Raw genomic sequence first — 12998 nt, forward strand, 5'->3', positions numbered from 1 at the left:
GCGTCGCCCGCACTGCGCCGGCGCCCGCGACCTCACCGCCACCACCCCGGAAGGACCGTCATGCCCGACGTCGTGACCACCATCGCCGAACTGCGCGAGCGGGTGGCCCACGCCAGGCGGGAGGCCGCGCTCGACGGTCCTGCCGACGCCCCCGTGGGCCGGGTCGTGCTGGTGCCGACGATGGGCGCCCTCCACCGCGGCCACCTGAGTCTGGTGAGCCGGGCCCGCGACCTGGGCGGCTTCGTGGTCGTCTCGATCTTCGTCAACCCGCTGCAGTTCGGCCCGGACGAGGACCTGGACCGCTACCCGCGCACCCTCGACGCCGACGTGGCCGCGCTCGACGGCCTCGCCGACCTGGTCTTCGCGCCGACCGCCGCCGAGATGTACCCGGACGGGCCGTCCTCCACGCGGGTCACCGCCGGTGAGGTCGGCCGGCTGTTCGAGGGCGCCTCGCGTCCTGGCCACTTCGACGGGATGCTGACGGTCGTCGCCAAGCTGCTCAACATCGTCCAGCCCGACGTCGCCGTGTTCGGTCAGAAGGACGCCCAGCAGGTGCACCTCGTCGGCCGCATGGTCGACGACCTCGACCTCCCGGTGACGATCGCGGTGGTCGACACCGTGCGCGAGGAGGACGGCCTCGCCCTCTCCAGCCGCAACCGCTACCTGGACGACGACCAGCGGAGGGCCGCCATCACGCTGTCGCAGGCGCTCGCCGCCGGCGCGTCCGCGGCGTCCGGGGGAGCGGCTGCCGCTCTGGAGGCCGCGACCGCGCGCGTGGAGGCCGAGCCGGTCGTTAAACTGGACTATCTCGCGATCGTCGATCAGGACACGTTCCTCGAAGCGGGTGCGGACCTCCACGGTCCCGCGCTCCTGCTGATCGCCGCCCGCGTCGGCTCCACCCGCCTGATCGACAACGCCCGCATCACGCTCGGCTGAGCCTCCCCACGCCGCACGCCCCGAATGAACCGCCGGAACGGAAAGACACGATGACCGAAGCGCCCGCCACCGACCTCAACGCCGACGGCGACCTCACCGCCGACGAGATCAGCGAGCAGAAGGCCGTCCGCCTGGCCAAGCGCGAGCGTCTCATCGCCGAGGCCGGCGACGCGGGCGGCGGCGCCTACCCGGTGCAGGTCCCGGTGACGACCACCATCCCCGAGGTGCGCTCCGCGTGGGGCCACCTGGAGGCCGACCAGACCTCCGGCGAGACCGTCGGCCTCGCCGGCCGCGTCGTCCACCAGCGCAACACCGGCAAGCTCTGCTTCGCCGTGCTCCAGGCGGGCGACGGCTCGCGCCTCCAGGCCATGGTCTCCCTGGCCGAGGTGGGCGAGGAGTCGCTGGCGCGCTGGAAGGAGCTGGTCGACCTCGGCGACCACGTCTTCGTCTCCGGCGAGGTCATCTCCAGCCGCCGCGGCGAGCTGTCGATCATGGTCCGCGGCTGGGAGATCGCGTCCAAGGCGATCCTGCCGCTGCCGAACCTCCACAACGAGCTCAACGAGGAGACGCGGGTCCGCTCCCGTTACCTCGACCTGATCGCCCGCGAGCAGGCCCGCCGGAACGTGCTCGACCGCGCCGCGGCCGTCGCCAGCCTCCGCAGCACCTTCGCGGGGCAGGGCTTCGTGGAGGTCGAGACGCCGATGCTGCAGGTGATGCACGGCGGCGCCTCCGCCCGCCCGTTCGTCACGCACTCCAACGCGTTCGACACCGAGCTGTTCCTGCGCATCGCGCCGGAGCTGTACCTGAAGCGCGCCGTCGTCGGCGGCATCGACCGGGTGTTCGAGATCAACCGCAACTTCCGCAACGAGGGCGCGGACTCCACGCACTCGCCCGAGTTCGCGATGCTGGAGGCCTACCAGGCGTACGGCGACTACAACTCGATCGCCGATCTGACTCAGCAGCTCATCCAGGACGCGGCGGTCGCCGTCTCCGGCTCGCACGTGGTCACCTGGGCCGACGGCACCGAGTACGACCTCGGCGGCCAGTGGGACCGCATCCGGATGTACGACAGCCTGTCGGAGGCCATCGGCGAGGAGATCACGCCGCAGACCCCGATGTCGCGGCTGCGCGAGCTGGCGGCGGACGCCGAGATCGAGGTGCAGCACCCGCTGCCGGGCAAGTACGTCGAGGAGCTGTGGGAGCACCACGTGAAGTCGGGTCTCGTGCGCCCGACGTTCGTGATGGACTTCCCGGTGGACACCAGCCCGCTCGTGCGCGCGCACCGCTCGCGCGAGGGCGTGGTGGAGAAGTGGGACCTCTACACGCGCGGCTTCGAGCTGGCGACCGGCTACTCCGAGCTGATCGACCCGGTCGTGCAGCGCGAGCGCTTCGTGGAGCAGGCGCGCCTGGCGGCCGCCGGCGACGACGAGGCGATGCGCTTGGACGAGGAGTTCCTCCGCGCCCTGGAGTTCGGCATGCCCCCCACGGGCGGCATGGGCATGGGCATCGACCGCCTCCTCATGGCCCTCACCGGCCTCGGCATCCGCGAAACCATCCTCTTCCCGCTCGTGAAGTAGTGGGGCTCAGCCGCGCTGGTGCAGGTGCGCTTGGGTGAGCGCCTCCATCTCCTCGTCGCTCAACTCGTCCAGCTTCTTGCCCTCGCGGCGGTCCAGGCGCATCCACCGGATGAACAGGATGACCAGGATCGGGACGTCCGCGACCTCGGCGATGAACCACAGGAAGTCGCCGGACAGATGCTGATCGTGCAGGGCGTTCGGGAACCACAACGGCAACGGGCCGACGATCGCCGGCGCGTGATCGAGCACGGCGTCGTTGAGCCGTAGCAGCAGGCCCGGGATGGCGTCGAGCAGCAGCGCGACGAACGCCAGCAGGAACTCGACCGTGATGAAGAAGCTGGTGTGCATCACCGAGTGCGCGGCGATCGGCAGCACCATCAGCAGCCCCGCGAGCGGGACGATCACGGAGATCGTCCACTCCGACCACGGGTTGTCGCGGAGGACTGCCGCGACCGGCGTCAGGAAGATCATGAACGCCGCGCACGCGAACACGGTCGCGAAGATGGCGTTGCCGAACAGCTTCACCGGCCGCGACTGCAGGAATCGGTCGGTGCGTCCCTGACCCGTGCTGCCCAGGGCCACCCGCGCGAGCGCGATCGGCCTCCCGAGGCTCACGAGCGCCGGGACGACGAACAGCAGCAGCGCGATCCGCGTCGTGAACGCCCACCGCAGCACCTGGCTCTCGGCCCCGAGGAAGCCGAACGAGATGACCGCGTACGAGCCCAGCCCGAGCAGCAGGTACATCCACGTCAGCCGCGCCGGCCAGTGATGACCGCGGCGCCGCAGCGACAGCACGCCGCCGAGGTAGAGGGCGGCCGCCGCGACGAGCATGATCGCAGCCGCCGGGTCGAACGACCAGGTGGTGAGGAAGACGAGGAAGGGAGGCGTGGTGCTGCTTTCGGGGGAGTCGGGATTCACATGTGCGGGAGGTACCATTATCCCGCTATGGGAGACATCATCGGTGGAATCGTCTGGTCGCTGGCCCCGACCGTGCTCGTCGGCCTGCTGTTCTGGATGATCATGCGCGCCATCGTTCGGGCCGACCGCACCGAGCGCAAGGTGTACTCCCGCATGGAGAACGAGGAGCGCGCCCGCCGCGGCCTCGCTCCAAAGAGCTGAGCCGCGCTGTCTCGCTCCCAGGGCTCCGCGCCCACTACGGTAGGCACTGAGGGCGGATCCCGGTCCTCGACGCCGGAGGGGGCTGAATGGACGCGGGTTTGCTGACCACGACGATCGTCGTCCTCGCGCTGCTCCTCGACTTCGTCATCCGCGTCATCGCCATCATCGTCGTCCCACGCAACCGCAAGCCCACCTCCGCGACCGCGTGGCTGCTCGCCATCTTCCTCATCCCGTACATCGGCGTGCTGTTCTTCCTGCTGATCGGCAGCTACAAGCTCCCGAAGAAGCGCCGGGAGAAGCAGGAGGAGATCAACAGCTTCATCCTCGACAGCACGGAGGGCATGGAGCGGGTGCGCAAGGACCACCCGTGGCCCGCGTGGCTGGAGTCGGTGGTCGAGCTCAACCGCAACCTCGGCGCGATGCCGCTCGTCGGCGGCAACCGCGCCAGCCTCGACGGGCACTACGACGAGTCGCTGGCCGCGATGACCGCCGCGATCGCCAACGCGAAGCGCTACGTGCACGTCGAGTTCTACATCCTCACGCTCGACAAGACGACCACGCCGTTCTTCGAGGCGATGGAGGCCGCGGTCGCGCGCGGTGTCGTCGTGCGCGTGCTGCTCGACCACATCGCGTCGGTGCGCACACCGGACTACAAGCGCACGATCAAGCGCCTGACCGCGATGGGCGCGAAGTGGCACCTGATGCTGCCGGTGCAGCCGTTCAAGGGCAAGTACCAGCGTCCGGACCTCCGCAACCACCGCAAGCTGCTCATCGTGGACGGCCGGGTGGCGTTCATGGGGTCGCAGAACGTCATCGACCGCAGCTACAACAAGAAGTCGAACATCAAGCGCGGGCTCAAGTGGAAGGAGCTCATCGTCCGCTTGGAGGGCCCGATCGTCGCCGGTCTGAACGCGATCTTCATCACCGACTGGTACAGCGAGACCGACGAGCTGCTCCGCCGCGAGACGGAGCCGATCACCGACGAGGACGCCCGCAACGCGAGCGACCCCGAGGAGCTCGACGCCCAGGTGGTGCCCTCCGGGCCCGGGTTCGCGGGCGAGAACAACCTGCGGCTCTTCCTCGCGCTGCTGTACTACGCGCAGGAGCGCATCGTCATCACCTCCCCCTACTTCGTGCCGGACGAGGCCATGCTCACCGCGATCACGACCGCCACCCAGCGCGGCATCGCCGTCGACCTGTTCGTCTCAGAGATCGGCGACCAGGCGCTGGTGTACCACGCGCAGCGCTCGTACTACGAGGCGCTACTGCGGGCCGGCGTTCGGATCTGGATGTACAAGGCGCCCTACATCCTGCACGCCAAGCACTTCACGATCGACGACGACGTGGCCGTCATCGGGTCGAGCAACATGGACATGCGCTCGTTCCTGCTGAACATGGAGGTCTCGCTGATGGTCCGCGGGAAGTCCTTCGTGCAGCAGATGCGCGAGGTGGAGGACGGCTACCGCCGCGACAGCCGCGAACTGACCCTGGACGAATGGATGAAGCAGCCCCTCCGCTCCACCGTGCTCGACAACCTCGCCCGGCTCACCTCCGCCCTGCAGTAGTCGACGCGACGGTCGGCTCGGTCGGGTGCTCCTGCCCGACCACCTCCGCGAGCAGTCTCGTCTCGCACCACCGCTGAGCTGCGGCCGCGAGCCGAGCGTCGCTCGTGACCAGCGGTAGGCCGAGCTCGTGCGCAAGCGCGACGTACATCGCGTCGTACGCCGACAGGTCGTGACGCCACTTCCACGCGTGGTGCAGCAGCGGCCCGTGCTCGAACCGCATGATCGGCACCTGCGAGAACTCCGTCAGCAATCGCTCCACCTGTTCCGTTCGGTCGGGATGCTGCCGGGCGAGCCGGCGCGCCGCGCTCGTGAACTCCGGATCGATCAGGTGCGGGGCCGCGAGCACGCAGTCGGCCAGTTCGCCGTTCGTCCGAGGGCCGGCGGATCCCGTCGAGCCGAGGAGGTCGACCATCGCGCTGCAGTCGATCACCGCCGCGATCATCGCTCGCTCCGGCTCTCGCGGACGATCTCAACGATCTCCTCGCTGCTGATACCGAGACCGGTGAACGGCGCGTGGCCCTCTGCGGCGGCCTCGACCCTCGCCGCATCCGCCGCGACGACCTGCGCCCACCGCTCCTCGATCCGCAGTCGCTCCGCGATGCGGGTCAGCTCCCTGCGGAGGTACTCCGAATATGAAAGGCCTTTCGCGCTCGCGGCGTTCTTCAGGCGGGCGTCGACCGCCGGGTCGAGATCTCGTACTTGCACTGTGACTCCCATAGATTCGAGCGTACATGGATCGTGCATGCAAAACCAGATGAAGTGCATGCATGAATCAATTGTGGGGCGTGGGAGTCCTCGGCGGTGGACGATGCGGGAATCTGTGGAGAAGTCGCCGGGGAGGCGACGTTGTGGAGGAGGTTGATCCGTCAGCCGCGCGGCTTCAGCCGCACCGTCGGCAGGACCGGCGCCGGCAGCGCGCCGCCGTCGTACCCGCGCACCGTCCCGAACCGCCCCTCCGGGTCCTCCCCGTCGATCACATCCCGCTGCCACTCGGCACGCGCGGCGACGACGTCCTCGTGGCTGCGGCCGATGAAGTTCCACCACATGACGATCTCCTCGCCCAGCGGCTCGCCGCCGAGCAGTAGGAGGCGCGCAGGCTCGGCGCCGGCCTCCACCTCCACGGAGTCCCGCCCCGGGCAGAGGTACGCAAGATGCGCGAGCGGCACGGCCGTTCCGGCCACCGTCACGTCCCCCGCGTCGACCAGGACACCGTGCTCGAAGGCCGGATCGAGCGGAACCGTCACGCGCGTCCCGGCCGGCACGACGAGTTCGGCGCCGACCAGCGGGGAGAACACCGTCGCCGCCGTCCCGCTCCCGGCCAGCGCGCCGACGAACGTCCGCACCGTCGCGTCCCCGAGCAGTGACGGCGACGGGACGTGGTGCTCGAAGAACGGGGCGACCTCCCGCGACGCGCTCGGCAGCGCCACCCAGAGCTGAACGCCGTGCAGCCGCTGCGTCCCCGGTGTGGAAACCTCCGAGTGGCTGATCCCGCGCCCGGCCGTCATGAGGTTGAGCTCGCCCGGCCGCACCAGGGCGTGGCTGCCGACGCTGTCGCGGTGGTCGATCTCACCCTCGAACAGCCAGCTCACCGTCTGCAGCCCGGTGTGCGGATGCGGCGGGACCTGCATCCCGCCGGTCAGCGAGACGTCGTCCGGGCCGTAGTGGTCGACGAAGCACCAGCCGCCGATCAGCGAGCGCTTGCGCTGCGGGAGGGTGCGCCGCACGGTCATCGCGCGCGGGCCGCCGAGCGGGACCTCGCGCGGCTCCAGGATCTCCACTCCCGCGTCCGCGACGACCACGTCGTCGCCTGCCAGGACCTCCACCGGGTCGCGTTCGAGGTTGCTCATAGAGGCATCGTAGGCGTCGGGGCGCGCCCATAGAATGAGCGCGTGAATCGTGCAGCGCGCCCCCGGACCTCCGTCGCCGCCTCCGCCGCCCTCGTCGCAGCGGCCCTGCTGCTCGCGGGATGTACGAGCACGCAGGTGAAACCCGCGAAGGACTACGCGGGCGAGCCGCAGGGCGTCCAGCCCCCGGCCAGCAGCGCGGGGGGAGCCTCCTGGGCCACCTGGCTGGAGAACGGCAAGCAGTTCGGGATCGTGCTCAACGGCAGCTCCACCTGCCCGCCGACCGTGCAGTCGGTCAAGGTCGTGGCGTCCAACCAACTGGAGGCCATGCTCGCCCCCGCGTCCGGCGGCGTCTGCACGCACGACATCGTCCCGCACACCACCGTGTTCGACACGCCCAGCGGTGTGACGACCAGCTCGGACGTCACCGTCAAGCTCCCCGACACCACCCTCACGATCGCCGCCATCCGCGGCTGACACGGCGTCACGCCTCCAGCGAACATGCCTCCGCGGCACGGGATGCCGCGGTTACTCTCGATGTATCGGCGCCGACCCTGCAACGGCGTCGCCAAGGAGTAGACATGTTCGAGAGATTCACCGACCGCGCTCGCCGCGTCGTCGTCTTGGCCCAGGAAGAGGCCAAGATGCTCAACCACAACTACATCGGGACGGAGCACATCCTGCTCGGCCTGATCCACGAGGGTGAGGGTGTCGCCGCCAAGGCGCTGGAATCGCTCGGTATCTCGCTGGACGCCGTCCGCGAGCAGGTCCAGGACATCATCGGCCAGGGTCAGCAGCAGCCGACCGGCCACATCCCGTTCACCCCGCGCGCCAAGAAGGTCCTGGAGCTGAGCCTCCGCGAGGCCCTCCAGCTCGGCCACAACTACATCGGCACCGAGCACATCCTGCTCGGCCTCATCCGCGAGGGCGAGGGCGTCGCCGCCCAGGTGCTCGTGAAGCTGGGCGCCGACCTCAACCGCGTGCGCCAGCAGGTCATCCAGCTCCTCTCCGGCTACCAGGGCAAGGAGCAGGTCCAGGTCGGGGGCAACGATCAGGCGACCGCGCAGGCAGGCAGCCAGATCCTCGACCAGTTCGGCCGCAACCTCACGCAGGCCGCGCGCGACAACAAGCTCGACCCGGTGATCGGGCGCGAGAAAGAGATCGAGCGCGTCATGCAGATCCTGTCGCGCCGCTCCAAGAACAACCCCGTGTTGATCGGTGAGCCCGGCGTCGGCAAGACCGCCGTCGTGGAGGGCCTCGCCCAGGCGATCGTGCGCGGCGACGTGCCGGAGACGCTGAAGGACAAGCAGCTCTACACGCTCGACCTCGGCTCGCTCATCGCCGGCTCCCGCTACCGCGGCGACTTCGAGGAGCGCCTGAAGAAGGTCACCAAGGAGATCCGCACCCGCGGCGACATCATCACGTTCATCGACGAGATCCACACGCTCGTCGGCGCGGGTGCCGCGGAGGGCGCGATCGACGCCGCCAGCATCCTCAAGCCGCTGCTGGCCCGCGGCGAGCTGCAGACCATCGGCGCGACCACGCTGGACGAGTACCGCAAGCACTTCGAGAAGGACGCCGCGCTGGAGCGCCGGTTCCAGCCCATCCAGGTGGCCGAGCCGTCGCTGCCCCACGCGATCAACATCCTCAAGGGGTTGCGCGACCGCTACGAGGCGCACCACAAGGTGTCCATCACCGACGGCGCCATCGTCGCCGCGGCCAACCTGGCCGACCGCTACATCCAGGACCGCTTCCTCCCGGACAAGGCCATCGACCTGATCGACGAGGCCGGCGCCCGCCTGCGCCTGTCGATCCTGTCCGCGCCGCCGGAGCTGCGCGAGTTCGACGACAAGATCGCCGCCGTGCGCTCCCAGAAGGAGGCCGCGATCGAGGACCAGGACTTCGAGAAGGCCGCGTCCCTGCGCGACGAGGAGAAGAACCTCCTCGGCGAGCGGCTGCGGCTGGAGAAGCAGTGGCGCTCGGGCGACGTGAAGACGACGGCCGAGGTCGACGAGGGCCTGATCGCGGAGGTGCTGGCGCAGGCCACGGGCATCCCGGTGTTCAAGCTCACCGAGGAGGAGTCCGCCCGCCTGGTCTACATGGAGAAGGCGCTGCACCAGCGCGTCATCGGCCAGGAGGAGGCCATCTCGGCCCTCTCGAAGACCATCCGCCGCACCCGCGCCGGGCTCAAGGACCCGAAGCGTCCTTCCGGCTCGTTCATCTTCGCCGGCCCCACCGGTGTCGGTAAGACCGAGCTGGCCAAGGCGCTCGCCGAGTTCCTGTTCGACGACGAGTCGGCGATGATCTCGCTCGACATGTCGGAGTACGGCGAGAAGCACACGGTCTCCCGGCTGTTCGGCGCCCCTCCCGGGTTCGTCGGCTTCGAGGAAGGCGGCCAGCTCACCGAGAAGGTCCGCCGCAAGCCGTTCAGCGTCGTGCTGTTCGACGAGATCGAGAAGGCGCACCCCGACATCTTCAACTCGCTGCTCCAGATCCTGGAGGAGGGACGTCTGACCGATGGTCAGGGCCGCGTGGTCGACTTCAAGAACACCGTGATCATCATGACCACGAACCTCGGCACGAAGGACATCTCCGGCGGCCCCGTCGGATTCCAGATCGAGGGCGACCCGACCACCGGCTACGACCGGATGCGCGGCAAGGTCTACGAGGAGCTGAAGAAGAACTTCAAGCCGGAGTTCCTCAACCGCGTGGACGAGATCATCGTCTTCCCGCAGCTCAACAAGGCGGAGCTGCTGCAGATCGTGGACCTGTTCATCAAGCGCCTCTCCGACCGGCTGCTCGACCGTGACATGACGATCGAGCTGGCGGTCCCCGCCAAGGAGCGCCTGATCGAGGTCGGCTTCGACCCGACGCTGGGAGCCCGACCGCTGCGCCGCGCGGTCCAGCACGAGATCGAGGACCGGCTGAGCGAGAAGATCCTCCACGGCGAGCTGAACGCGGGCGACCACGTGCACGTCGACTTCGTGGACGGCGACTTCGTGTTCACCACCACCACCCGCCAGGAGTCCGTCGGCGCAGGCGTCAACGCCACCGCCGCTATCGGCACCGGCCCGGCCACCCCGGACCTCGCCGCGAACGCGAACGACTGACACCGCCGAGTACGCGAATAATCCGCTCGAAACCGCCGAGTACGCAGACAATCTGCGTACTCGGCGGTTTCCTTTAGGGTGGGAAGCGTGAGTTCTGAGGGCGCGTACGTGGTTCGGAGGGCGCGCACCAGCGACGTGCCCGGCATCCGGGAGCTCGTGGAGCCGCTCGTGCAGCGACGCATCCTGCTCGGCAAGGAGGCGGTGACCTTTTACGAGTCGGTGCAGGAGTTCCGCGTCGCCGAGACTCCGGAGGGCGAGCTGATCGGCTGCGGCGCGCTGCACGTGATGTGGAGCGACCTCGCCGAGGTGCGCACGCTCGCCGTCGCCGATCCGTGGCTCGGCCGCGGCGTCGGCCGCGCGCTGCTCGGCCGGCTGGAGGCCGACGCCGCGGAGCTCGGGCTCAGCCGGCTGTTCTGCCTCACCTTCGAGGTCGGCTTCTTCGAGCGCAACGGCTTCGTGGACATGGGCTCGGAGACCGTCGACCCCTCGCTCTACGCCGAGCTCGTCCGTTCGCACGACGAGGGCGTCGCGGAGTTCCTCGACCTCGCCCGCGTGAAGCCCAACACCCTGGGAAACACGCGCATGTTGAAGCGTCTCTGAGCGCGCCTGACCCGGCGTGTCGCGGGTCGGCGCTACTCTGCGGGCATGTCGACGTTCAAGCACCCAGTCGGCCCGAAGCCGAGCGCCGTGTACTGGCGCCGTCGGCTCATCGTCCTCCTCGGCCTCGTCGCGGTCGTGGTGGTCATCGTCCTGATCGTGGTCCGGCCCGGCTCGTCGGTCGGCGAGCCCGCCAAGGCGCCCGTGACGACGAACACGCCGGCCCCGACAACCGCCGCCACGAGCATCCCGACCTCCAGCGCCAGCGCGAGCGGCCAGCCGTGCAAGCCGGCGGACGTCAAGGTGGAGGCCGTGACCGACGCCGCGAGCTACTCCGCGGGCCAGCTCCCGCAGCTCTCCGTCGCCCTCACCAACACGGGAGCGAACGCGTGCGTCCTCGACGCCGGGACGGCTCAGCAGGTGTTCACGATCACCAGCGGTTCGGAGGTCTACTGGAAGTCGACGGACTGCCAGAGCTCGAAGGTCGACGCCCAGGTGCTGCTGCAGCCGGGCAAGACGATCTCGTCGCAGACCCCGATCACGTGGGACCGCACGCGATCCGATCCGACGACGTGCCAGGCGCAGCGCGCGCAGGTGCCCGCGGGTGGCGCGTCGTACCACCTGCAGGTGTCGGTCGCGGGGATCACCTCGGCGACGACGAAGCAGTTCTCGTTGAACTGAGTGCGCGTTTTGTCCTTCACAGCTCGGGCTCTGCGGGGACTCCTCCACGAGTTCCGCGATCCTCCCGCGGATGACGGTGGCCGACCGTAGTGTGGAGCGCGACTGAGGAGGTTCCGTGGCAAAGGCCGCTGTGACGTATCGCTGCACCGAGTGCGGCTGGACGACCGTGAAGTGGGTCGGCCGCTGCGGCGAATGCCAGGAGTGGGGCACGGTCGCGGAGGCTTCGGCGCCCACGGGCGTGCTGCGGGCGCTGAAACCGGTCGTCGTGGGCGCGGACCGGGCGGCGCGGGCGATCACATCGGTGGGCACGGAGCCGGCGGAGCGCCGGCCGAGCGGCATCGGCGAGTTCGACCGGGTCCTCGGCGGCGGCATCGTGCCAGGCGCGGCCATCCTGCTGAGCGGTGAGCCCGGCGTCGGCAAGTCGACGCTGCTGCTGGAGGTGGCCTCCCGCGCCGCGAGCGAGGGCCGGCCGGTGCTCTACGTGAGCGCCGAGGAGTCCGTGAGCCAGGTGCGGATGCGCGCCGAGCGCACCGGCGCCCTGCACGACCAGCTCTTCCTCGCATCCGAGACCGACCTGGCGACGATCATCGGCCAGATCGACGCCGTGCGGCCGTCGCTCGTGATCGTGGACTCGGTGCAGACCGTGTCGAGCGGGTCCACCGAGGGGATCGCGGGCGGCCCGAGCCAGGTGCGCGAGGTCGCCAGCACGCTCATCCGCGTCGCCAAGGAGCGCGACCTCCCGATACTGATCGTCGGTCACGTCACCAAGGACGGCTCGATCGCCGGGCCGCGGCTGCTGGAACACCTCGTTGATGTCGTGTGCCAGTTCGAGGGCGACCGCCAGACGGCGCTGCGGTTCGTGCGCGCGCTGAAGAACCGGTTCGGGCCGACGGACGAGGTCGGGTGTTTCGAGATGGTCGGCGACGGCATCGCCGAGGTGCCCGACCCGAGCGGACTGTTCCTCAGCCGCACGACGACGCCGGTGTCCGGCACCTGCGTCACCGTGGCGATGGAGGGCCGGCGGCCGCTGCCGGTGGAGGTGCAGGCGCTCGTCGTGGCGACCACGGCGCCCAACCCGCGGCGCGTGACGAACGGGGTGGACTCCTCGCGCGTCGCGATGCTGCTGGCGGTCCTGGAGCGGCGGGCCGGCATCCGGCTGGGCGACAAGGACGTGTACGTGTCCACCGTCGGCGGCGTGCGGCTGGCCGAGCCGGGCGCCGACCTGGCCATCGCGCTGGCCGTGGCGTCGGCGGCGACGGACCGGGCCATCCCGCACACACTGGTCGCATTCGGCGAGATCAGCCTGGCGGGGGAGATCCGTCCGGTGACCAGTGGCAAGCAGCGGGCGACCGAGGCAACGCGGCTCGGCTTCTCGACGCGCATCGACGAGCGCGCCGCCACCGTGCGCGAAGCGTTGCGCGTCGCGTTCACCGCTGCCGCCACCCCGCGCGAGCGCGAGCTCGACGCCGCCTTCTGACCCCCGCCTCGCGAGCAGCGGAGGAGTTCTGCCCGCGACCAGCCGTGCCTCGCAGCCAACGGAGGACATCCGCCCCCGACACGCCGTGCGGC

Annotated in this window: 13 protein-coding genes; 9 read left to right on the forward strand and 4 right to left on the reverse strand. The window is 69.8% G+C overall.

Annotated features, from left to right (window positions below):
- Positions 1-60 precede the first annotated feature (60 nt).
- Both panC and lysS read left to right on the forward strand, forming a co-directional pair.
- Complete coding sequence (panC, locus tag ABCS02_RS01375; protein ID WP_345833818.1) at positions 61-936, forward strand: pantoate--beta-alanine ligase; 876 nt, start codon at positions 61-63, stop codon at positions 934-936.
- Between the two features lie 50 nt (positions 937-986).
- Positions 987-2513 (forward strand): lysine--tRNA ligase, encoded by a 1527-nt coding sequence (gene lysS / locus ABCS02_RS01380; RefSeq protein WP_345833819.1) that lies wholly within the window; start codon positions 987-989, stop codon positions 2511-2513.
- A gap of 6 nt (positions 2514-2519) precedes the next feature.
- Here lysS and ABCS02_RS01385 read toward each other — a convergent pair whose 3' ends face one another.
- Positions 2520-3431 (reverse strand): cytochrome c oxidase assembly protein, encoded by a 912-nt coding sequence (locus ABCS02_RS01385; RefSeq protein ID WP_345833820.1) that lies wholly within the window; start codon positions 3429-3431, stop codon positions 2520-2522.
- 27 nt (positions 3432-3458) lie between these two features.
- On the opposite strand from ABCS02_RS01385, the gene ABCS02_RS01390 reads away from it, so the two are divergent.
- A complete protein-coding gene (locus ABCS02_RS01390) occupies positions 3459-3632 on the forward strand; it encodes a hypothetical protein (protein ID WP_185276234.1) in 174 nt (57 codons plus the stop codon).
- A gap of 86 nt (positions 3633-3718) precedes the next feature.
- Positions 3719-5197, forward strand: coding sequence for a cardiolipin synthase (gene cls / locus ABCS02_RS01395; RefSeq protein WP_345833821.1), 1479 nt, complete (start codon positions 3719-3721; stop codon positions 5195-5197).
- On the opposite strand, the gene ABCS02_RS01400 is transcribed toward cls, so the two are convergent.
- The 3 genes from ABCS02_RS01400 to ABCS02_RS01410 all read right to left on the reverse strand — a co-directional run bounded on the left by ABCS02_RS01400 (position 5178) and on the right by ABCS02_RS01410 (position 7044).
- Positions 5178-5639: a type II toxin-antitoxin system VapC family toxin gene (locus ABCS02_RS01400; protein WP_345833822.1), complete on the reverse strand. Its 462-nt coding sequence runs from the start codon at positions 5637-5639 to the stop codon at positions 5178-5180. The two genes, cls and ABCS02_RS01400, sit on opposite strands and share 20 nt — an antisense overlap.
- Positions 5636-5962, reverse strand: coding sequence for a hypothetical protein (locus tag ABCS02_RS01405; RefSeq protein WP_345833823.1), 327 nt, complete (start codon positions 5960-5962; stop codon positions 5636-5638). Before ABCS02_RS01405 ends, ABCS02_RS01400 begins: the two co-directional genes overlap by 4 nt.
- A 101-nt stretch (positions 5963-6063) precedes the next feature.
- Complete coding sequence (locus ABCS02_RS01410) at positions 6064-7044, reverse strand: pirin family protein (protein WP_345833824.1); 981 nt, start codon at positions 7042-7044, stop codon at positions 6064-6066.
- Between the two features lie 42 nt (positions 7045-7086).
- Between ABCS02_RS01410 and ABCS02_RS01415 the strand changes: the two genes are divergently transcribed.
- From ABCS02_RS01415 to radA, 5 genes are all read left to right on the forward strand, one after another.
- Entirely contained in the window at positions 7087-7518 is a 432-nt protein-coding gene (locus ABCS02_RS01415; RefSeq protein ID WP_345833825.1) for a hypothetical protein, read from the forward strand.
- Positions 7519-7622: 104 nt separating this feature from the next.
- Complete coding sequence (locus ABCS02_RS01420) at positions 7623-10151, forward strand: ATP-dependent Clp protease ATP-binding subunit (RefSeq protein ID WP_345833826.1); 2529 nt, start codon at positions 7623-7625, stop codon at positions 10149-10151.
- Positions 10152-10238: 87 nt separating this feature from the next.
- Positions 10239-10751, forward strand: coding sequence for an amino-acid N-acetyltransferase (locus ABCS02_RS01425; RefSeq protein WP_345833827.1), 513 nt, complete (start codon positions 10239-10241; stop codon positions 10749-10751).
- 45 nt (positions 10752-10796) lie between these two features.
- Positions 10797-11429, forward strand: a complete 633-nt coding sequence (locus tag ABCS02_RS01430) for a hypothetical protein (RefSeq protein WP_345833828.1) — start codon at positions 10797-10799, stop codon at positions 11427-11429.
- Between the two features lie 115 nt (positions 11430-11544).
- Entirely contained in the window at positions 11545-12906 is a 1362-nt protein-coding gene (radA, locus tag ABCS02_RS01435; RefSeq protein ID WP_345833829.1) for a DNA repair protein RadA, read from the forward strand.
- Positions 12907-12998: the final 92 nt, after the last annotated feature.

Source organism: Microbacterium sp. X-17 (genome assembly GCF_039615055.1).

What these genes read in the sequence shown, in the direction of transcription:
- panC (WP_345833818.1), top strand. Translation starts at nt 61, where the DNA reads ATGCCCGACGTCGTGACCACCATCGCCGAACTGCGCGAGCGGGTGGCC.
- lysS (WP_345833819.1), top strand. Translation starts at nt 987, where the DNA reads ATGACCGAAGCGCCCGCCACCGACCTCAACGCCGACGGCGACCTCACC.
- ABCS02_RS01390 (WP_185276234.1), top strand. Translation starts at nt 3,459, where the DNA reads ATGGGAGACATCATCGGTGGAATCGTCTGGTCGCTGGCCCCGACCGTG.
- cls (WP_345833821.1), top strand. Translation starts at nt 3,719, where the DNA reads ATGGACGCGGGTTTGCTGACCACGACGATCGTCGTCCTCGCGCTGCTC.
- ABCS02_RS01400 (WP_345833822.1), bottom strand. Translation starts at nt 5,639, where the DNA reads ATGATCGCGGCGGTGATCGACTGCAGCGCGATGGTCGACCTCCTCGGC.
- ABCS02_RS01405 (WP_345833823.1), bottom strand. Translation starts at nt 5,962, where the DNA reads ATGCACTTCATCTGGTTTTGCATGCACGATCCATGTACGCTCGAATCT.
- ABCS02_RS01410 (WP_345833824.1), bottom strand. Translation starts at nt 7,044, where the DNA reads ATGAGCAACCTCGAACGCGACCCGGTGGAGGTCCTGGCAGGCGACGAC.
- ABCS02_RS01420 (WP_345833826.1), top strand. Translation starts at nt 7,623, where the DNA reads ATGTTCGAGAGATTCACCGACCGCGCTCGCCGCGTCGTCGTCTTGGCC.
- ABCS02_RS01430 (WP_345833828.1), top strand. Translation starts at nt 10,797, where the DNA reads ATGTCGACGTTCAAGCACCCAGTCGGCCCGAAGCCGAGCGCCGTGTAC.